Origin of the sequence: Brevundimonas subvibrioides ATCC 15264 (assembly GCF_000144605.1) — a bacterium.
Lineage (GTDB): Bacteria > Pseudomonadota > Alphaproteobacteria > Caulobacterales > Caulobacteraceae > Brevundimonas > Brevundimonas subvibrioides.
Genome location: NC_014375.1, coordinates 2,004,869 through 2,026,599 on the forward strand (window position 1 = coordinate 2,004,869; position 21,731 = coordinate 2,026,599).

The following is a 21,731-nucleotide window of genomic DNA, read 5'->3' on the forward strand; positions in this document are numbered from 1 at the left end:
CTGGAGCCCCTCCAGCACACTATCAACGCGCTCGTTGATTTCTGTCAACACCGGTATTGACAGATCGTACGGCACCGGTCTTCCTGAGCTGGTCGCAAGGACTCGCACAAGACGAGCGGATGGCGACAGGGATTGGAAAGTCAGGGGAGAGCCATGGCTGTATCTACGAAATCGCTGCTGATGGCGGGTAGCGCCGCAGCCTTGCTGCTGGTCGCTTCGGGACCTGCGTTCGCGCAGTCGGCCGACAGCCAGAGCGCGACACCCCCGCAAGATGCCTCGTCGGTCGACGACATCGTGGTCACCGCCCGGCGGCGATCGGAGACGCTGATCAGCGTTCCCGTCGTCGTGAATGTGGTGACGGCCGAGACCCTGGAGCGGAACCGGGCCGACGACCTGTCACGCATCGGAGAGCTCACCCCGACGGTCGTCGTCGGGGCGTACAAGTCGAACGGCGGGGGATCGATCGCCATTCGTGGCATCAGTTCCCCGGCCAATCAGACCGGCTTTGAACAGGCGGTGTCGGTCGCTATCGATGGCGTCCAGACCAGCGACGGCCGGATCACCCAGATGGGCTTCTTCGACCTGCAACAGGTCGAGGTCCTGAAAGGCCCGCAGGCGCTGTTCTTTGGCAAGAACAGCCCCGCGGGCGTCATTTCGATCAAGTCCGCAGATCCCACCGACGAGTTCGAGGCGGGCTTCCGCGCCGGTTACGAGTTCGAGGGCGACGAGGCCACGATCGACGGCTACGTCTCCGGTCCCCTGGCGGAGGGCCTGAATGCCCGTCTGGCCCTGCGCTATCGCAACCTGGACGGCTGGCTCACCAATACCGCCCAGCCCATCGCCAACCCGTTCTATACGGTGGCGTCCGGGGCCCCGATCGGTGCCGCGACGCTACCGGGCGTCTCCGACAGCCGCCCCGGCGACGAGGAAATCCTCGGCCGCCTTACCCTCACGGCCGAGATCGCCCCGACCATCACCGGGCGACTGAAACTGTTCATGGGCCACAACGAGGACGCGGGCCCCGGTGTCGCCACCCAGAACATCGGATCCTGCTCCGGCGGCTCCAATCCGAGGGTCTATGGCATCGCCGACCCCTTTGCGGATTGCGTCGCCGACAACCGCACGACAAGCGGCGACCTGCCCGACGCGATCGCGCGCACGATGCGCGGGTATCGCGGCAACAACAGAGCGTATGGCGAGCTGGACGTCTTCACAGGCGTGCTCGACTTCGACTGGGCCCTGACCGACGCGCTGAACCTGTCGTCCACCACCGGCTACAACTCGACGCAGTACGAGTTCCTGTCGGGCCTGGATCAGACGACCTATTCGCAGCTGGCCTTCTACAATCGGCAGACCAACCAGGAGATCAGCCAGGAATTCCGGCTGACCAGCGATTACGCCGGACCTTTGAACTTCATGCTGGGGGCCTTCTATCAGGTCACCGATCTGTTCACGACGAACGACACCAAGCTGCGGGACAGCAACTACCAGGCCGCGTCCGGCAGGTTCTCTACCTATGAGGACTACGCCAAGCAGAGCGGCGAGACCCAGTCGGTCTTCGGCCAGCTGGTCTATGACCTGACCGACACGATCGAGATCGCGGGCGGTGTGCGGTGGACGCGTGAACAGAAGGACTTCGCCAAGCGCAACCTCTACGGCATCGGCACCTTCGCCACCCAGAACACGACGTATGCCGGCTCGTCGAACGTCGGCGAGATCCAGGGCCGCTTCGAGGATGAAAACATCTCTCCCGAAGCGACGATCACCTGGCGTCCGGACAGCAACCACACCGTCTTCCTGGCCTACAAGACGGGCTACAAGTCCGGAGGGTTTGGACTGACCAGCCCGTTCCAGACGACGACCGTGATCGGTGACATCGACTTCAGTCCGGAGTCGGCCAGCGGCTTCGAGGCCGGAGCCAAGGGAATCTTCGCCGATGGTCGGATCCGGGCCAACGTCGCAGCCTTCGCCTACCGGTTCGAGGATCTGCAGGTGAACACCTACGATCCGTCGCGCATCGCCTACACGATCAACAATGCCGGCGAGGTCCAGCAGCGCGGGGTCGAGGCCGACGGGACATGGCAGGCGACGGACGCCCTGCAACTGCGGGGTGCGATCGCCTACGTCGATGCGCAGTTCAAGGACTTCGTGGGCCAGTGCTATTCCTACGCCTTCCCGACCGGGACGGTGCGGGCAACAGCCGTGGCGCCGGCCAACTGTTCGTTCGTCAATGCGACGGCGCTGACGCTGCAGCAAGACTTCGAGGGGCGCGCGCCCGCTCGCGCACCCCAGTGGTCGGGCAGCGCCGGCTTCACCTATGAGACCCAGATCGCAGGGTTCGGCGTGGCCCTGACCGGCGACGGCTTCTACAGCGACAGCTACTATGCCTCGGAAACCATGGCCCCGGCGACGCTGCAGGAGGCCTTCTGGCGATACAATGCCGGCGTCACCGTTACATCGCCGGATGGCCGCTACTCGGCCCAGTTGATCGGTCGCAACCTGTCGGACGAGAACTACATCCTCTATGCGGCCGACCGGACGGGCGGGGCCAGTGTGCCCGGCGCGATCGGGGAGCAGCGCGGCGTGATCGCGCGGGGCCGTGAAGTGGCCCTGCAGTTCTCGGCAAAGTTCTGATGATGGACAGCCCCCAGGCCGCCGGATCGAAAGATCCGGCGGTTTCTTCGTTGAGAGCACCGCCCGCGACCGGCTACGCTTGGTACACGGTCGCCGTCCTGACGGTCTGCTACACCCTGTCCTTCATCGACCGGCAGATCCTCAGTCTGCTCGTCGGCCCGATCAAGGCCGAGTTCGCGGTGTCGGACACCCAGGTCGGCTTGCTGGGCGGCCTGGCTTTCTCGCTGTTCTATACCATCGTCAGCCTGCCGGCGGGACGTCTGGTCGACCGGTTCAATCGTCGAAACATCATCGCGGCCGGCGTCTTCTTCTGGAGCCTGATGACAGCCGCCTGTGCGGTCGCCATGGGGTATCCCGGTCTGTTTCTCGCCCGCATGGGCGTGGGCGTCGGCGAAGCGACCCTCGCTCCCGCCGCCGTCTCCATGATCTCCGACACCTTCCCCAACGAGAAGCTGGGGGCCGCCATGAGCCTGTATGGCGTCGGCATCTATCTGGGCTCCGGCCTGGCGCTGCTGGTCGGCGGGCTGGTGGTCCAGCTGGTCACCCAGACCGCGACCCTGACGCTGCCCTTCTTCGGCGAAGTGGCCTCTTGGCGCGCGACCTTCCTCGTCACCGGCATTCCCGGCCTCCTGGTCGCCCTCTGGGTCCTGACCCTGCGAGAGCCGGCCCGTCGCAAGACCATCGTGGCCGCTGACGGGGCGGTCGCCCGTCTGACGGTTCGCGAGACCGTCGCGGAGATCGCCAAGCGACGGGTCGCCGTGGCCTCGATCGCGCTCGGCCTGATGTTCCAGGCGGTGGCCCTCTACGCCTTCATGCTGTGGTCGCCGGGCGTCCTGCAGCGCTCCTTCGACTGGACACCGCAACAGACCGGGCTGGTCATGGGTCTGGTCGTGCTGATCGGCGGCAGCTTCGGGATGCTCATGGGCGGGCGTCTCAGCGACAGCGGCCTCGTGGCCGGTCGTCGGGACGCCGCGCTGCGCATCGCGACCTTCAGCTCCATCCTCGGCACCCTCGCCTTCGGTGCGCTGATCTGGGCCCAGGGTGTTTCGGCTCCGGCTACGGTCGCGGTCTTCGCGATCGGGGTGGTCCTTCTGGCGATGCCGGCGGGCAGTTGCTACGCGGCCTCGCAGATGGTGTTGCCCAACCAGGTCCGGGGACAGGCCCTGGCCCTGATCCTGTTCGTCGCCAACCTCGGCGGGTTGACGATGGGGCCCCTGCTGCCCGGACTCCTCAACGACTACGTCTTCCGGTCCGAAACAGCGCTCGGGCTTTCACTCGGCATCACCCTGACGCTCTCCACGCTTCTGGCGGCACTGGCATTTGGCTGGGGACGACCGGATTATCGCAAGCATCATGAGATCCTGAACCCCTGAACCATGGCTTTCGAGAGCGTCCACGACCCGATCATGCCTGACAGCGCGTCCCTCCCCTCCGTCGCCGAGCGTCAGGCCGCCACGGCTCGGAGCTTCGATCCGTGGAGGCCGCTCACCCTCTATGAGATGCTCGTCGACACAGCAGAGCGGTACCCGGATCGACCATATCTGATCACCGATGACCGGACCTGGACCTATCGCCAGATGGCAGATTGGGCCGCTTCGATCGCTGGAGGCCTCGTCAAGGCCGGGGTCCTGCCGCGCGAACACGTGGCCTTGGTCATGGCCAACTATCCCGCCTTCGCCGCGCTCAAATTTGCCGTCGCCGCGATCGGCGCCGTCGCCGTTCCGGTCAACATCCTGAACCGCAGGGACGAACTGGCCTATGTGTTGCGCCAGTCGAGGGCCGTCATGCTGGTCACGATGGACCGGTTCCGGGACCTCGATTACCTGGAGATGCTGGACGAGATCGCTCCGGAGTGGGAGCGCAATGGAGGCCGCACGGCCCTGCCCGACCTGCGCACGGTCGCGGTCTTCCCCGCCGAGGGCGACGGGCGGGCCGGGGCGACCTCGTTTGAAGACCTCCACGGCTTCGCGGGCGAGCTGCCGGATGGCGACCCTGCGGCCGCCGCGGACATCATCTACACCTCGGGCACGACCGGCTCGCCCAAGGGCGTCGTCCTGACCCACGACATGCTGCTGCGCGCAGCCTTCGGCAGCGCCTACGCCCGGGCCTTCGAAGACGGCCGGCGCATCCACTTCAGCCTGCCGATGAACCATGTTTACGGCTATGTGGAAGGGCTTCTGGCGGCGCTGTTCGTGGGCGGCGCGATCGTCCCGCATCTCAAGTTCGATCCGCGTGCGACGCTGCGGGCGGTGGAGCGGCACAGGGTCACCGACCTCCTGCTGATCCCGACGATGACGCTGGCGGTGCTCGATGCCCTCGTCGACACGCCGGTCGATACGACATCACTGAAGGGCATGCTGTCGTCCGGGGGCCGCACGCCACCCGGACTGTGGGATCGCATTCTCGCCACCTTCAACGGCATCGAGATCACGACCGGCTACGGCATGAGCGAATGCACGGCCTCTACCACCGTGACCCGGCCGGACGACCCGACCGACCGGCTGCAGACAACCAACGGCCGGCTGCGCGACGTCGGGCCGGCGGGCGATCCGGCCATCGGACACCGCATCGTCGATTACCGTGTCGTCGACCCGCAGTCCGGCGCGGTTCTTCCACCCGGCGAGGTCGGGGAACTGATGGCCAGGGGACCCGGCGTGACCGCTGGCTATTACGACAAGCCCGAAGCCACGGCCGAGGCGTTCGATGCCGAGGGCTGGCTGCACACCGGCGATCTGGGCCGGATCGATGCCGACGGCTATCTGAGCCTGGTCGGGCGCGTGAAGGAAAGCTATCGCTGCGGCGGTGAGCAGGTCACGCCCTCTGAAATCGAGGACGTGCTCATGGTCCATCCGTCAGTGCTTCAGGCCCACGTCGCGCCGGTGCCGGATGACCGAATGGGCGAGGTCGGTGTGGCCTTCGTCGTCGTCCGTGCCGGACAGGCGCTGGATCCACAGGCGCTGATCGACTGGTGCGCTGGGCGGCTGGCGCGCTTCAAGGTGCCGCGTCACATCCTGCCGATCGGGGCCGAGGACGTGCCGCTCACGCCGTCGGGCAGACCCCGCAAATTCCTGCTGTCGCGCATGGCCATCGAACGTCTGGACCTGTCATGACCCAACCCTCGCGCGTCGCGCTCGTGACCGGAGGCGCGCGCGGCATCGGTGCCGCCATCGCCGAACGCCTGGCCGCGGACGGTTGCGACATCGCGGTGATGGATCTGGACCCGGCGGCGTGCGCAGACACCGTCGCGCGGATCGAGGCGCTGGGGCGTCGGGCCATCGCCGTGGCCGTCGATGTCGCCAACGAGGCTTCGGTCCAGTTCGCGGTCGAGGCGGCCGAGGCCGCGCTGGGGCCGCCGGCCGTTCTGGTCAACAACGCCGGCGTGCTGCGCGAGAAGACCCTGGCCAAGATGACGCTCGACGACTGGCAGGTCGTCCAGGACGTGAACCTGCGCGGCGCCTTCCTGATGTGCCGGGCCGTTCAGCCGGCGATGCGCCGCCTCGGACATGGCCGGATCATCAACCTGGCCAGCATCGCCGCGCTCGGGGCCTATGGGCAGGCCAACTATGCCGCGGCCAAGGCGGGGCTGATCGGCCTGACCAAGACCCTGGCCCTGGAGATGGGCAAATCCGGCATCACCGCAAACGTCGTCGCACCGGGCTTCGTCGTGACCCCGATGACGGCCGCCGTGGCCGAACGGCTCGGCGTGACCTTCGAGGCGATGATCGCGGACGTCGTGCGCGATATGCCCGCAGGCCGACCGGGCCAGCCCGAGGACATCGCCAACGCCGTCGCCTTCTTCGCCGATCCGCGGTCGGGCTTTGTGTCGGGTCAGGTCCTGTTCGTGGCGGGTGGACCGCGCGGCTGAATGGGCCCGCTTGGTCTTTCGCCACTCGCTCGCTAATCAGGTCGCAGAATGAGCCCGACCAGCGACAAGACCAGCGGCATCGGCAAACGCCGCAAGGCGGCGAAGGAAGAGAGTTCCGACGCCTACAAACGGCGTCGGCGCGAGATCGCCGAAGCCGCCGTCCGTGTGTTCGACCGTCTGGGCCTGCAGGGTGCCAGCATCAGCGCGGTGGCGGCCGAGCTCGGCATCGATCGCGCCTCGGTCTACTACTACATCTCGTCCAAGGAAGAGCTGTTCGACGAGGTGCTGCGCGCCGTGGCCGAACGCAACTCGCAGATCGCCATTGACATCGCCGCCAGCGCCCTGCCCGCGCCCGACAAGCTGTGGAACCTGATCGTCTCGATCATGGAATCGTACGGGGAACACTACCCGCTGCTCTTCATCTACATCCGCGAGAACCTCGGTCGCGTGTCCGGCACCCGTTCAAAATGGTCATCGGACATGCGGCAGGTAAATCGCATCATCGAGAACGCCTTCATCTCGATCATCGAGGAAGGCTATGCCGACGGCACATTGCGCGACGTCGGGCCCTCGCGCGTGGTCTCCTATGGCATGCTGGGCGTGGTCGGCTGGACCCATCGCTGGTTCCGCCCCGAGACCTCGCCCCAAAGCGCGCGCGAAATCGGCGAGACCTACGCCAACATGATGGTTTCCGGCATGCGGGCTTGATTGCTGATGAGCCCGATGCAGTCCTGACGCACACATCGACAAGCTTTCAAGGCTCGACACCGCAGCCAACCGCGGGGTCCCATCGTCGAGCCGGTCTTAGAGTGGCGTCCCGAAAGCGGACGTTCCGAACGTCTTTGACGAGTCAGAAGCAGCCCTTCGCGGACCGCCACCCAAATTCGCTTTAGTTCTGGGGCGAACTGTTTCCCTTCGTCAGCAGCATACTTCGCTAGACGGCGACCATGGCGGCCGAAGCCGCATTTTCAGCATGCCTAAGCCTCGCGTGGATGAGCCGGTGGCAGTTTGCACATAAGCACTGAAGGTCATCGAGCTTGGTCTTGTGACCTTGTCCCATGGCGCCGATGGCCGTCTCGCGATGGTGGATCTCTATGCACGCGTCAGCTAACGGATCGCCGTGGTCCTGGATCGGCTCGCACTGGCAGATCTCGCAGAATAGCCGGCCGTCATTCGCCTCCATGAACACGCTCTTCTTTGCCCTGGACAGGCCGCGCGCACGTTCACGCCGAAGGTGGTTTCGAAGTTTTGGGGTGCCTTCCAGCCAGCCGTCCTCCTCGGATGCGGGCACAGTCGCAACCGGCTGCTGCCCGGATTTCGAGACAATCGCAAAACCGGCCTCCTCGATCGCGACGAAACAGATTGTGCGCAGTCCTCCGGAGAAGTGCCGCGGGAGCACGGGAAATCCCAGCGCCTCCGAGGCTGCGCCGCCAAAGACGGCCTTGGGCGGGAGCCGGACTCCGTCCTCCAGAAGTACGTCTTAGTCGATTGACGGACTGTAGGGGGACCAGTCGGTCCGGGTCCTTAAGGCTTCCACGGCCATCCAGACGTGGTGAGGTTTGATGAGGTCGAAATCTGCCTCCGGAATGCGATTGAGACTTCGAACGTTGATCGACGCCGGCGCGAGATGGAGAGCGGACTTTAGGGCTTGAGCGCCCGCGTCGGTGCAAAGTCTGATGAGCTTGTTGTTATTGCCTCCAGATTGGTCGCTTGTCCGACCGACCCTTCGCATCCGCTGGCTCAGCCGTATGAGTTGCTCGGTCGGTTCAATCCCCACGTCCTCTACCGAGAGGATGCGGCGGTCGTCGAGCGGCATCGTCTGTACTCGGCCGCTATCAACATACGCCTCGATTACCTTTACGCTCGCCGCGTTCAACTGTTCGAGCAATGCTCGCAGGCCCGGCGCGTAATCGACGTTCCTCGCGTTCGCAGAGCCCATCCTGCCGCTCCGGCTGTATAGCCGAATGTCGCTGCCTTGGATCTCGACATGCGCGTCCAAGACCACGCCGTCGCTGATGATCTGGTAAGCCACTCTGCCCCCCTACGTTCCGCGCACAACTATGACGACGACACGCCTCGGAGCAAATGGCGCATAGATCGCGGCTCGGCATCCTAGCCGAGATCAACTCCTGGATTGCCGCTCGCTGCTTCGCCCGATACTCATGGTTCCATGAACCGAGTCCATCGCCCCGGCGACGACACGCAAACGTTCGATCCGCTCGCCGTCGAGAACATCGGCGTGATCCTTGGGATCGAACTGGTGCAACAGCCGCTGCACCGGCTTCCGCCGGAGCCGTTCGAGGGGGCGGGCGTGTATGTCCTCTATTACAGCGGCCCCGAGGTCGCCTATGCGGGCCTGCGGGACTTGGATCAGGCTCGGTGGCAGTACCCGGTCTACATCGGCAAGGCACTGCGTCGAAACGCGAAGCAGGGGTTCAATCCCAAACCCACGACCGAGAAAGCCATTCATGGGAGGCTGAGCGAGCACGCCGCCTCCATCCGGGCGACATCGAGTCTCGACATCGCAGACTTCCGCTGCCGCTACCTCGTTCTGAACGACGCTTACATAGGCTTGGCAGAATCTGTGCTGATCACTCTCTTCCGCCCTGCTTGGAATGGCATGGGCTTTGGCAGCAAGGTGGTGGGAAAGAACCGCACAACGGGCACGGTGTCCCTGTGGGACTCCTTGCACCCCGGCCGGGGTGGTCGCCCAGCCGGCGACGGGCGTCAAGCGGAGGCGGCGGACCGTATCACCGACAGCGTGCGGCAGCTTGGCGAGGAACCAACCGATCCGAGAACTCGGTGGATGCTCGAGCGGATCAGACGCTTCCTCTAGCCTCGACACCGTCGAGTTGCGCGCGCACGGACTGGGCAACGATTTCCGCCAGTCGAACAGGCACGGCGTTTCCGAGCTGGCGCATGGTTTCACCCCACGCACCGTGGAACAGGAAATCGTCCGGGAAGGTCTGGAGCCTCGCGCTCTCGCGCACCGAGAAATAGCGTACCGACCCATCCGGCCGACGCAGCATGTTCTCGCCACCAGGCACGCCGTGGACCCCAGCCTTCAGGGTCTTGGACGGTTGATCCAGGGGGCTTCCGGTATGACCTGGATAACTCCGGGCACCGGGAATGAAACGGTGATCCGGAAAGGCCTTCGCGGCCTCGGGGCGAGTCTGGGGATCAGGTAGGCCGACCAGCGCGTCGCGGACCGTCAACCATGGCTGGCTTTCGGGCCTCTCCTTGGGCGGCACCACGAGCAGTGGTCGGTTGTTCCTCGCGACTTTGTGTTGGTCCCAGTAGTCGCCCTCGGGCCCCTGCGCCCAAGCGAGCGCTCGGGCCGAATGGGTTTCGGCGGGAAAATTCCACTCCGTGCTCAGGTCGGAGCGGAAGCCGACGATGAACACTCGCTCCCGCTTCTGCGGAACGCCATGATTGGCGGCGTTCAGCAAGCGCAGCACGACGTTGTAGTGCAGCCCCGCGTGCGACCCGCTGGTTTCGTGGCGCTCGAGACGGGCGAGATGGTCCAGCCAAGGCTCCCCGGCCCTCGCCTCCATTTCGGGGTGGCGAAGCTGGAGCCGGATGTACTCGAGATAGTTGGCGAACGCCTGACGGGTCAGGCCCTTCACGTTCTCGAATATGAAGGCCTTGGGTTGCAGCTCACGGACGGCGCGGATCGCCTCGGGGAACATGTCGCGGCGGTCGAGGAAGGCGTTGTGCTTGCCGCCCATCGAGAAGGGTTGGCAAGGCGGCCCGCCGGAGACCAGCTCGATGTTGGCGAGGTGGTCGTAGCTGAACTCGCGGACATCCCCGCGATGGACGGGCCAAGGCTTGTTCTCAAGCAAGGTTTCGCAGGCCCACCGGTCCCATTCGACGACGGCGGCGGGTTCGAACCCCGCTCGGGCCACGCCGATCCCAAGGCCCCCCGCGCCCGCGAACAACTCCACGGATCTCATCGAAGCAAGTCCCTTACCTTGGTCGCGACCGCCTCGGGGTCGCGCAATTCACATTCCCACACCGTCAGAACCCGCCAGCCTGATTCGTTCAACCTTTGTTCGACCGCGAGGTCGCGCTCCCGGTTGGAAGCGAGCTTGGGCTCCCAGAACTCCAGGCGTGATTTCGGCAGCCGGACGAGCTTGCAGGCAGGGTCAGGGTGTCGGTGCCAAAAGCAGCCGTGAACGAAAATCACGGCGCGGCGCCGGACGAACACCAGGTCAGGCCTACCCGGCAGGTCCTTGCGGTGGAGCCGGTACCGGTAGCCGAGGCCATGCACGAGCCGGCGGACGGCCAGTTCCGGCTTTGTGTCCCGCCCGCGGATGCGGGACATGCGGGTGGAGCGCTGTTGGGGGCTCAAGGTGTCCATCGTGTCCAAGCCATGAGCCGAGTTTGGATTGGGAAGTCCAGGCCGTGCAGCCATCCGATGGCGCGAGTGAAGGCCGCGAGTCCCGGACGCCCGCCGTGCCCCTCGCGCGCCGGGATGCTGTGCTTCCCGCCCCTCCCTTTCGGGGGGATGGCGGGACCCACATCAGAATGAAAGGCCCGCGATTTTCTGGAATGGTCGCCGCGCCAGTTCGAAGCTGTCGATCAAGCGAACCGGACCGGGGTGAAGCCTGTGCATCTGATCAATGAGCGGCGAGATGACACCTTCAACGCGCCAGAGGGGGTGGTGTATCGCGATCACGGCGTCGCCACCCGTGCGCCTCAACCTCAGGGCGGGAAGTGGACCACTGCTGATAACCTCTAGGTCGCTCGTTCCCCTCGCCACGCGTTCCAGGGCATCATCCGCCATGCTGCGCCAATCAACGAGTTCGGGCGCGCTGAAATCCCCTTCGGCCCCGGCTGTGTAACCGGGATCGACCAAGGCCCGGGCGAAGGAGAGGCCCAGGCGCCAGTCTAGAAGGCCGTGATAGCTTCGGTTGCCATATCTCTGGAGGCACTCATAGCAAGCCTGATCGCAAGACTGTCGATGCGCCGTGGTCATGAACTCGCCCAGCGGCCAAGACGCGCCATCTCCGACAATGCTTGAGAGTAGGTCGATCGCCCACGGCCTTTCCGGTGTTTGGGCAAGACGTCGCGACAAACCGGAGCCATTCACCAGCGTGTCGGCGATCTGAAGCATGGGCCGCTTGACGCCGTCGGGCTGGTAAAGCCGAGGCGGAAGAATATCGAATTCGCCCGGATCGACGTCCAGCTCCAGGGCGGCCCGATCGACCAGCAAGAAGCACGATGTCAGGGCCGCCGCCCTGACGGCGACGCGCTCGTCCGCGCCAGCGACCCGCGAGATATCAAGCAGCGGATGCATCACGGCGGGCGTCAGGAACAAGCTGTCCGTGGTTTTCCTGGACGCAAGCCAGCCGGAGACGGGTTCCGCATCCGGGGTCCAGTCGGGACTGCGCAGCGTTGAGGCATATTCGGTTTCCAACGCCTGGTTCGAGAAGGTCATCCACGCGCTTGGCTTGGGAGCCGCGCGCTGCCGCCCCTGCTCGAAGGAGAAACCCGCCGATTGCAGGGGATTCGGGTCATAGCCCGGGTTGAGACGAACGATCTTGGCCGTTCTCTCAAGACTGACGGCGAGGTTGCTACCCTCCGCGCGGACCGGTCGGACATCCGACGCTTCCGCGCAGACAATGCGCGACCGAACGATTCTCAGTTCTTCCTCACCGGTGCGTTTGGGCTTGAAATCGGTCCTATACGCGGCCGGAGATATGCAGTGCTTGAACGCGTCGCGAACGATCGCGGCGCCACACGCCACGCAGGTCATGTCATCGGGTTGATCGGCGCGAGTCCACCCGCCACAGCCATCGCATCTGGCCATCCACCATTCATCGTCATGCGCCGACCTCTGGTCTTGGCCAGGCATCACCCACGCACCGCGCTTTTGGGGCTTGGGAAGGGACGAAGTGAGACCAACGGCGGTATGAACGCGCTTGTCGCGAACCAACGACGCACCCGGCGAAAACTCGTAAATCGCGAGGTCCGAATCGCGGTCGGTCGTATCCCAGTCGAGATCGTCGGGCCCCGACGAATGGAGCCCCAGATACAGGGGGCGGACGCGGGTCGGCATGCCATACATCGGTAACAGCCCGCCCTCGGCCAGCGCGTGAGCCACGCCGATATCCCACCGTCCTTCACGCGCGATAACGTCGGATATCGCGGCCATCAGGACATTGACCTCGAGCGCATCCTCCATTTTCGCGATCAGCGCGGGGGGCAAGTCGCCCGCGACGAGGACAACGGCGGCGTCTCGGGCCGCGACCGTTGCGCCAAGCGCATCGCGAAGCTCATCGCGCCAGGGCGAGGCGTTATCCTTGTAGTCCGCGACTAGGACGAACTCCCCGTGAATGTCTGGTGGTTGGACGTCATAGCCGCGATAGCGCCCTTGGTGCTTCAGGCGGAGATACTTGAACGCCGCCTGAAGCCAGGCCTTGCGGACAACGCGGAGCGGGATGTCCTCATAGCCGGCGGCCAAGAAGGGCGGGGGTGGCGCGTCTCCGGTGATCCTCTCTGGATGCCGGAAATAGTGCAGGTCATGGCTACGGCTACGACAAACGGTGACGACGATCGAGAACGCCTGTCCGCGCCGACCCGCCCGCCCGACTCGTTGCTGGTAGTTGAAGCGCTGTGGCGGCATGTTCGCTTGGTAGACGGCCTGCAGCGGCCCAATGTCGATCCCCACCTCCATCGTAGTGGTGACGCTCAGGAGGTCGATTTCCTTGCCGAGTTTTGGCAGCCTCGCCGCCTGTCCAGCCCCTTCCTCGACCAGGATGCCGCGGAAACGACGAAGACGCTCCGCGCCGTTTCGCGTCTGCCCGGTCAGTTCCTCACTACGAAGACGGAAGGGTTCCTCCGCGCCGGTGCCCGCGCGATCGACACGGTGAGCGAGGAAATTGTGCCGCCACAGATCCTTCGCCACCCCTGCGGCCGTGGCGGGAAGTGGGTCACCGCATCGAGTGCAGACCTGAGCGCCACGATGAAGATGTGCCCGGTCACAGCGCGTGCATCGCCAGAATGGCGTGTCCGCCCTCGCCAGCCTCACGCCCAGTGAGAACAGCCGGACCACACCACCATTGTGCCCCAGGTCCGCTTGCCTCAAGCGGTCAAGCGCGGTGTTGAGATACTGATCACCATTTCCAGGCGAGGCCGCCTCGCAGAAGCGACGCACCCGATTTCCCACTGGTACGTCGGCCGCTGAAGACCACTGCTTGATTTGGCTGACGTCCACGAAGCGCGATCCATCCACCCGGTAGGTGTCCGCCAAGACGCGAAGCAGCGCGTCAAGTTCGTCACGCTCCGCGCTGTATTCCCCGCGCGTGAAGAAGGTGGGATAGCCGAGACCCGCCTCCTCGAATGAAAAGTAGGTCTTGTTGAAGAGCGTGTCATGCAGCGCCTCGCGCTGCTCTTCCGCGATCTCGCGGCGTTTGCCCTGGATCGCGTTGGCGTCCAGCGCTCCCGAGGGCCTCGCCCATTTGAGATTTTCGCCATCCATGGTGAACAGTCGCCACCACTCATCATCGGAGGCGACGCTGGAATCGCTGGGATGGATGCCGAGACGGACGAGGCGGGAGATCAACTGCGCCATGGGGGGGTCGGCGGCCGGCGTCGTCGCGAGATACGCGGTATCATCCGGATCCTGCGCGAGGGCCGTGAGCGGCTCGGTCTCGATCGCCAGCGACTCCTTCTGGGTCAAAATCGCCTTCAGCCGCGCAGCCTCGGTGTAGTCCATCTCGGCGGCGGCGGCACGCATGGCCTCTTCGACGGTCGCCCGGTCCTCCGCCCGATAGTCCGCGTCGATCCTCTCGCGCGTCAAGCGCACGATCACATCCCGGATCAGGGCCCTGAAGTGATCCGCCTCGAGTTCCACCGCGGCTCTCGCCGCGTCTTGCCGGCTGTCCGAGAAGACGATCGCCTTTGGCGAAACCGCCGGTCTCGGCGCGTGAAGTACCTCGAAAAGCTCGGTGGCGAGCAGCTGGGATGTCTTCGCGAAACCCGTGCGGAAATTGCGCAGCGGAGAGGATCGCCCCTGCGATCTGAGAACGTATGAGGTACCGCACGCCGGGCAGGCGGCGGGTGTCGCCGAGCCTCGATCACCAAACGCGCGATCGCGCGCGTCCTTGTGCGAGGCTTGGGTCGACCGATTGAAGACGAGCCCTCGGACCACGTCCTCGTTCAGGCGATCGCGCCATATTCGCGCGCCAAACGGATCGAGATAGGCCTCGTCCCACCTGGGCCGGCTGGCGTCCCGGCCGCTCATAGTCTCTGGAGTCTCCGCGCCCGCCCGGCTTGTCGGCCAGAATATCGCGTACTCTTGGTGGCTGAGATCCTCGAACTCCGTGCCGGACGCGCCGAACGGAAGCGCCTCAAGGTTGGCCGAGGACGGGAGCAAGTCTATCGCTCCACCCGCCCCGTTGGCCGAACGCATGCCCCCCACGAAGAGCTCGCCGCAGGCCTCACAGTACAGGGTCTCGATCAGGCGCCGGGGCGGCCCGTCCGTGCCCGTTCGAGCCAGACCCGACCCCCGTTCGATCGACAGGGATGAATAGGCGACCTCGCCATCCTCGCCCCGGGAAATCGTCGCGAACAAACCCTCCAGCGCCCGGAAAAAGAAATGCACGCGGAACGAAGGCGTGGTGGCCGAGACCCTAGCCTTCCGGCCGGGTTCGGACGCGAGCACATCGCCCAGCGCGCGAGCTATCAACAGCCCGCGAAGCGGGCGTAGATCGGGACCGCCAAATATTCGAACCGCGAGTTCGCTGGCCGCGCGCGCCCTGAGACCGTCTTCCCTCCGGCAAGCGGATAACAGGACAGCGGCTGCCGCTTCCGCCAGATCGCGTGCGCGCTGATCAAGTTCAGGCGCGGCGCCGCCCACGGCGGCGAGAGCCCGGGTAATGCCGCTGTCGAGCGCGTCGAGGCTCGGTGCTCGAAGAACCGCCGCCGCCTCCCCGCACGCGTCCGCCAGCAAACCCGAAAATGGCGCGGGATCGAGGATCGCCGACCGCTCGACACCGGCCTCAGGTTCGCCAGGCACCACGCAGTTGGACCAGAAGGCTGGTCCTTCCGCGCCAACGCCGGCGGCCGAGAATGTGCCGTTCTCGCCGAAGAAGTCCCAGAGATACTTGAGCGATGCCTCGCCGCCGACGCCATCGATCGGAAGCGAGGCGCTGGAGGCGAGGATCCGCAGCTTGTGGCGGTGGGCGGGATCATCAAGCCCAAGCCTGTTTATGAGCATTCTCAGAAGTCCGGCGACCTCCGAGCCCGACGAGCCGCGAACGAGATGCAGTTCATCAATGACAAGGTAGAAGTAGGCGTCGTCGTTCGCCCGCAGCCAGGACCTAGTCTGCTCGAGGATGGGTTCCTCGACCTCCCGTGCCATCATCGCGTTCAGCATCGATGAGTTGGTCACCAGGACGTCGGGGGGCGTCGCTTGGATGTCCCAGCGGGTGTTGAGTTCCGCTCCATCGATCGCCGGGAAGAGAAAACGCGTTTCCTCCTCCACATCGCGACCCAACTTCGCCGCCTGCTCGCGATCGTAGGTTTCGGCCAATGCCTGGCCCTCGGCGATCGCCCTAAGATGTTCGCGGTTTCTCTTTAGACGCCGCTGCCGGGCACGCTGCTCCGAGGTGTCACCCGCCCGATACGGATGGCGATTGAAGCCGGTGCTCGGAGTTTGGCTGTTGTAGCGGCCAAAATAGATGAGGTTTCCATTGAACCGGTCCCGGCAGGTTTGCCGCGCCTCCTTGGAATCCAGTGTCTTGCGCAGACGGGTAAGCTGGTCCTCGACCAAGGCGTTCATCGGATAGAGAATGAGCGCGCGGACCGCCTTGGGGCGATGCGGGCTCTCGGCGCGGCGCGCGGGTCGGAAATCCGCGCTGTCGGACTCCCACCAATCCTCGGCCCCAAGGGGAGCGGATGGCGCGGGCCAGCCAACGGCCTCGCTTGAGATCTGCGCCAGGATGGGGAGGAGAAAGCTCTCGGTCTTGCCCGACCCGGTGCCAGAGGTAACGATGCCTGGCGTTCCGGGCCGAAGGCCACGCTCGAGCATCCGTGCCTGGTGTTCATAGGGAGCGAAGGCCGGCCGGCGTCGCCAAGGCTTTCCGCTCACATCCTCACCCTCGAAAAGCCCGGATCCGGCCAGCTCCGTGAAGGCGATGCGTGCCTCGCGGGACAAGGGGTCTAGCGCGCCGGGGGCCTCGATCAGGTCCTCCAGCCGTTGCGGCGACGAGCGATACCGGAGCACGGGCTCGATCATCGCCTCGGCGCACATGCGTCCGGCGGTCGAAAGGAGCTCGCGGCGCGCGTCAGCGACAGCCGGTGAGCGAATCTTAAATGCCGTATCGAGGTAGGCGACAAAGAAGTCGCGCATGCGCTCGAACGCCCCGATCGGATCGTACATCAGCTTTCCCCAGCGCCGCCGTGACGCAAGCGGCTCGCGGATTTCAGAAGAAGGTTGGCAAGCGATCCATCGGTTGGCGCGAGCGCGCCTCGCCCCTTGCAGCATCGCAGGAAGTCCGAGAGTTCACCGGCGATCGACTTGGCGTCGTCGGCCTTGAACGTCACGCTCAGGGACGACTCCAGCGCGGAGACTCTCGCGGTCCAGCTCGTCGACGTGGCGGGCCCATTCATGATTTCAGGTATCAGTGTGAGTGGAGAGGGCGGACGCGACGGGCTCGTGTCGATCACTTCGCAGTCGTCGAAGACCAATGGGAAGAGCTCCCCCGCCCGCAGCTGGGTGAGGTTCATTTGGCTGGCGTCCGCCTCGACGACGGCGATGAACAATAGGTTGGGCGGAAAGCCGTACCGCTGCGGCTGTCGCTGGGATCGCGCCAGTTCGGGCAGCCAGAATCCGGCGGAGGCGGGATCAAGGTCATCGAGAAGCACGACGACCGGATCTGGTCGGGATCGCGCGCGCTCGAACGCCTCCTGAAGCGGCGCCTTGTCTCCCCGCGCCCCTCGCGGGGTCAGATCGGTGATCGAAAGCAGCGTGGGATCGGTCATGACGGACAACGGCATTTCGCCTCCGGCGACGGCGAGCCAGGCCTCGGCGAACTCGCGGGCGAACGGCCCGATGAGCACTGGCAGTTCCCGGGCCCTGAGGGCGGCGTCGATTATCAGGAGCCGCGGGTGGCCAGGGTTGATGGCCGGCCCCGCCGCGAACAGCAACGGGCCAAGGTCGGCGGCGGAGATCGGACGAGCGGCGGGGAGCGCTATCGTGGGTTCCGGCGAACGCTGGTCCACATTGGACGCAATGGGCGCCTCGGACTCCCTGCTCATTCCTCCCACGACGAAACCCGAGACCCCGATCCAGTCGGCGAGGAGGCGCGCGGGTTCCGACGCGGCCCTTTGAATGACGGCGTCAACTTGCGCCTCCAGCGCGCCGACATTGTCGGCTCGAGCGGACCTGAGGAGATCCGCTTCAGCTCCCAGCTCCTCGATTTCGGCTCGGAGTGCCTCGCGTCGAGCCTTGGCCCCTTCAATCTCCTCCTGCAGCGAAGCCTGTTCGACCCGCAGCCGGTCCCGGGCCGCGCCTTCCAATTGCTCGACAGCCGCCAAGGCCTCGCTCTCGAGCTCCGTGGTAATCGCTGCTCGCCGTCGGTCGATCTCGGTCCTGAAGGGTTCCTGCTCGACGATCAGTTCGAGGATCGTGGCCGCCGCGCCCGTGATCGTTTCGGCGGATTCAGCCAGGTTCGTGGCCCGCGCCATCGCGACCTTGGCGTCGTCGGCGCGAAGCGCGGACACCCCCGGCATCTCGGGCGCGAGCGCCCGGAGGGCCTGGGCCGCCGCTTGGGCTTTCGGCCGCTGCGGACCGTGCGGGATCCAGCGCTTCAGGTCGGCCGCCAATGTTTCCAAGAACAGCGTCGGCGGGAGCCAGTTGCGCGTCTCGCCGCTGGCGGGGTGGATGGGAGGAAGGACAAATTGACCGCCCGGCGCGGGGATGCCGCAAAGCTCTTCCGGCGTTCCGATCAGTACCTTGAGGTGCTTCAGGTTCAATGAGGGCGCGGGCCTGAAGCGCCCCTCCTCGTCACGCTCCAATTCGTTCAGCACGACCCACCGGTCGTTGAGCTCGGGAACCGCCGCGCCCGCCTTTCCAGCGGTCGCGCCGACGAACCCCTCTTCCGTCACCAGCTGGCGCAGCTGCTCGATCTCCAAGGGTTCCATCCCGACGATCAGCTCGACGGCGGGCTTCGACTGGATGGCGCTGTAGACATCCTTGTCGACCGCCTCGCCGCGAGCGTTTGGCGCGACGCGGAAAATCCACAGAGAGCCGTTCGCCGCGTATCGCAAGTCCGCTTGGACCGTGAACACGAGACCTTCGTTCGGGAACCATGTCCGATCGACCACGCCGTCCCAGCGACGACCCGTCTCCGAATAAAGCAGCGGCTTCAGGCGCGCGAAATTGTGCTGCGCGTAGTCGACCTGGCCGACGAAATGAAACCTGGTGTACTCCAACTTCGACTTGCTCAACGAGAGGCTCCACGGTTGACGCGCGCCCAGCGCCAGATTGGCAGGACCTCCACGGATGACCCGCTCGCGAACGCCATTCCAGGTCCCCGCCCGCGGCCCGCGGGGCGCGGGCGTTGGAAGCGGCTCGAATCAGGTCGGTCCATCCCCATGAACTCGCGTATCATGGCCTCGACGCATGGCGTTGTTTTATAGGCGTATCCGCCATCGAACGGCCCAGGGGGCACGCCCGTGGCGAGCCTGAGCCAGCGCGCCACGGGTAATGGCAAGAATACACCGGGCACGTTCGCGGTCAGAAGTCCGTCCCGGATATCGAAAGGCGCGACGCCCGCGAGGCCACACGCGTCCAGGAGGGCCAGGTGGCGGTGAGTCCAGTATCGAGGCTCGCCCTCACTGGCCTGAACAAGCCAGACCGGCGGCGCGTCCTCCGCCTCCCTGCGGCAAAGGCTCAGCTGAATCCCTCGGTCGGCGAGGCGGGTGTCGGCCATGCGGACGAGTTGGCGCGCTCCGTGTGTCGAGCCGTCGGCGTTCGGCACGGCGTCACGCGGGCGAACGTGTCCGGCCAGGTCGGGTGAGATGTATTCGCAGGTGACCCCCACCTCCGCCGCGAGCGCGAGGAGGGCCTCCCGGTCTCCCTCGACCGACAGGAGAGGCAATGACCAATCCCCGACGCCCGGGCCAATGGACACGCCCAGGCCAAGTCTGTCGGCGATGCCCTGAACGCGAGAAGCCAGAACCTCGTTGATCACACCGTCAAGACGTAGCCGGCAAACGTCCTGTTGGGGAACGAGGACGGCTCGGGCGGACCGCGCTATCGCGGCACCACCGCGCCAACCCCTCACGCGCAGGGGCTCTATCACGCCGGCTTCGAGAAGCGCGCGCAGTATGGACCACTTGCCAGCGGCGTCCGCCTTCGGAAGCGTGTCCACCAGTTCCAGCAGGCCAGAGAGCGGCATCACCCAAGGGCGGGCAGCCAAGTATTCCACGAGGTCGAGCAGCCCCTGCTGCGGGCAGGCTGTCGCGGCGCTCTCATGGTCCTCGAAGCGGGTAGCAACGGCTTCCGCGCGAGTCGGCGCAAACCCCGACGCTTCCTCGTCAATGAGAAATCGGTCCGGAAGCTCTTTGCCCAGCACCGGCGCGAGCGCCGACCGGCGTAGGGAAAGGGATCGCACGATGTCGCCGCAGGTGGCCTTGACGCTAACTTGGGCGTGTCCTTCGACCGGGACGGTTGGAGTAATCAACCATTCACGCGGCCCGCTCCGCTGGAGTTCCAATTGTTCCGCGACGGCGCCCGACAGCGTGACGCTCTCGACGGGCCCCGTCGTGAGCAGTCGAATGGGGAATGAGGGGCGTGACAACCGGCCGCCATCGATCCTCGGGACGCCGGCGAACCGAACGTCGATCAGATCGTCGTCACTGACCGCATCCCGGACGGCGGTTCCAGCAACGAGATCGACGGCCGTGGTGAAGGCCCACCCCGGTGCTTCGCTAACCACGGCCCGATCCAGTTGAGCCAACAGGCTCGCGCTGTGTGTTTTCTCGCGGATGAGAGCGGCTTGGGCCTCACGACCGGCGGACCGGCCCCGGCCTACCCACGTCCATTGGCCCCAATCGATCTCCCGCAGAAGCACGGGAGATCCGTTGGTCAACAGGTGGCGGAGACCCGGCGGGGATGCCGCCTCAACCCGACTTAGCGTCGTCGGCTCCCCGTCCATGGCGATCAGCTGGTATTTTCCCCATTCGTCGCTGACGACCCGAAAGGCTTCCGGGACGTCGGTCGGACGCCAAGTCTCCACCACCATTCGCCAACCGCTCCAGAAACGGTGGTCGGTCAGCGCTCGCGCGCCCGACCGCCAAGCGATCTGAAAGTCGGTGAAGGTCTCCCGAAAGGTCGGTGAGTATCGGTCCACTCGTCCGCCGAGCCATCGCATCACCGCCACCGGGTGGTTGGGATCCGCGAGTCCGCCCTGCTCAAGGTCCCGCTTCAGGCGCCGACCATCCTGTCGGGATGGGAAGGTCAGCTCGATGGCGTGACCAATTTGCGTTCGGTGCCTAGGATCGGGGAGGACTAGCGGTCGTAGTCGACGATCCGGCGGCGCGGCCGCGCACGAACTTTCAAGTCTTCGCCACAACGTCGGAAGGGCGGCGCAATCCATGATGATTGCGTCCCAGCCCATCATTTCCCGCAGACGTTCCCGGTAGTCGTTGGCCTCGGAACCGGCCGCCTCGCTGGCCGCGATGCAGCAAAGGATGAGGAACGCGGGCAGGCTCGCGCCTGGGCTGTCGACGCCACTGAACCACCGCACCATCTGCGGGCGAGCCGGAAACGCGGAGGTGAACATCGCGAGAGCGGCATCCTCGGCGACATCGACACCGGCACGGGCGAGAGCCCGCGCGAGCAGCGCTCCGCCCGCGTCTATGGTCGAGACAGGCCTGCCCTCACCTTCCCGATCCCGAAAGATTTCCTCGACGAGCGCGTCGCTCCATCGAGAAAGCGTGATGTCTACGCCCATACTGGTCAGACCAACCCTACCGGCGATTGTCACCTCCGCTATCGCTCAGCTTATGATTAGTCCTCGAGGACTTTCAACCCACGTTTTCGTTGGTCCTCGGCAACCATGACACCCCTGGCGCCGCACGGCGCCAAGCCGCTCACGAGCCGCGATCGGGCTGCCCGTCAAATCGTGCACACGGCGCGGGCCCATCATTTTTCCCGGCCCACAGGGGCCATTCACTGCCGTCGTTGGTGACGAGAGCGTGTCGGACGGGCCGCGAACCG

13 protein-coding genes are annotated in these 21,731 nt (G+C 65.5%); 6 read left to right on the plus strand and 7 right to left on the minus strand.

Annotated features, from left to right (window positions below; all coding sequences use genetic code 11):
* The first annotated feature begins 153 nt into the window (after positions 1-153).
* Genes BRESU_RS10045 through BRESU_RS10065 form a run of 5 tightly spaced genes read left to right on the plus strand, consistent with a single transcriptional unit; the run spans position 154 to position 7,207 of the window.
* A complete protein-coding gene (locus tag BRESU_RS10045) occupies positions 154-2,634 on the plus strand; it encodes a TonB-dependent receptor (protein ID WP_013269438.1) in 2,481 nt (826 codons plus the stop codon).
* Positions 2,634-4,007, plus strand: a complete 1,374-nt coding sequence (locus BRESU_RS10050) for a spinster family MFS transporter (protein ID WP_013269439.1) — start codon at positions 2,634-2,636, stop codon at positions 4,005-4,007. The genes BRESU_RS10045 and BRESU_RS10050 overlap by 1 nt, the downstream gene beginning before the upstream one ends.
* Positions 4,008-4,040: 33 nt before the next feature.
* Positions 4,041-5,744: a class I adenylate-forming enzyme family protein gene (locus BRESU_RS10055; protein WP_041762407.1), complete on the plus strand. Its 1,704-nt coding sequence runs from the start codon at positions 4,041-4,043 to the stop codon at positions 5,742-5,744.
* The gene (gene fabG, locus BRESU_RS10060; RefSeq protein WP_013269441.1) at positions 5,741-6,499 is read left to right on the plus strand and encodes a 3-oxoacyl-ACP reductase FabG; all 759 of its coding nucleotides are present in this window, start codon (positions 5,741-5,743) and stop codon (positions 6,497-6,499) included. Before BRESU_RS10055 ends, fabG begins: the two co-directional genes overlap by 4 nt.
* Before the next feature lie 48 nt (positions 6,500-6,547).
* Positions 6,548-7,207, plus strand: a complete 660-nt coding sequence (locus BRESU_RS10065) for a TetR/AcrR family transcriptional regulator (protein ID WP_013269442.1) — start codon at positions 6,548-6,550, stop codon at positions 7,205-7,207.
* A 226-nt stretch (positions 7,208-7,433) separates the two neighbouring features.
* Here BRESU_RS10065 and BRESU_RS17415 read toward each other — a convergent pair whose 3' ends face one another.
* Positions 7,434-7,898, minus strand: coding sequence for a hypothetical protein (locus BRESU_RS17415; protein ID WP_156796145.1), 465 nt, complete (start codon positions 7,896-7,898; stop codon positions 7,434-7,436).
* Positions 7,899-7,979: 81 nt separating this feature from the next.
* Positions 7,980-8,531 (minus strand): hypothetical protein, encoded by a 552-nt coding sequence (locus BRESU_RS10075; protein ID WP_041761524.1) that lies wholly within the window; start codon positions 8,529-8,531, stop codon positions 7,980-7,982.
* Between the two features lie 138 nt (positions 8,532-8,669).
* Here BRESU_RS10075 and BRESU_RS10080 point away from each other — a divergent pair, with 138 nt between their 5' ends.
* A complete protein-coding gene (locus BRESU_RS10080; RefSeq protein ID WP_013269443.1) occupies positions 8,670-9,335 on the plus strand; it encodes an Eco29kI family restriction endonuclease in 666 nt (221 codons plus the stop codon).
* Here the strand turns inward: BRESU_RS10080 and BRESU_RS10085 are convergent.
* From BRESU_RS10085 to BRESU_RS10105, 5 genes are all read right to left on the minus strand, one after another.
* Entirely contained in the window at positions 9,319-10,452 is a 1,134-nt protein-coding gene (locus tag BRESU_RS10085; RefSeq protein ID WP_013269444.1) for a DNA cytosine methyltransferase, read from the minus strand. The genes BRESU_RS10080 and BRESU_RS10085 overlap by 17 nt on opposite strands.
* Positions 10,449-10,859 carry a very short patch repair endonuclease gene (locus BRESU_RS10090; RefSeq protein ID WP_013269445.1) on the minus strand — a complete coding sequence of 137 codons (411 nt, stop codon included), beginning with the start codon at positions 10,857-10,859 and terminating at the stop codon, positions 10,449-10,451. Before BRESU_RS10090 ends, BRESU_RS10085 begins: the two co-directional genes overlap by 4 nt.
* Before the next feature lie 162 nt (positions 10,860-11,021).
* Entirely contained in the window at positions 11,022-16,886 is a 5,865-nt protein-coding gene (locus tag BRESU_RS10095; RefSeq protein ID WP_013269446.1) for a DEAD/DEAH box helicase, read from the minus strand.
* Positions 16,886-18,955, minus strand: a complete 2,070-nt coding sequence (locus BRESU_RS10100) for a hypothetical protein (protein ID WP_013269447.1) — start codon at positions 18,953-18,955, stop codon at positions 16,886-16,888. The genes BRESU_RS10095 and BRESU_RS10100 overlap by 1 nt, the downstream gene beginning before the upstream one ends.
* Complete coding sequence (locus BRESU_RS10105; RefSeq protein WP_041761528.1) at positions 18,952-21,465, minus strand: hypothetical protein; 2,514 nt, start codon at positions 21,463-21,465, stop codon at positions 18,952-18,954. Before BRESU_RS10105 ends, BRESU_RS10100 begins: the two co-directional genes overlap by 4 nt.
* Positions 21,466-21,731 lie beyond the last annotated feature (266 nt).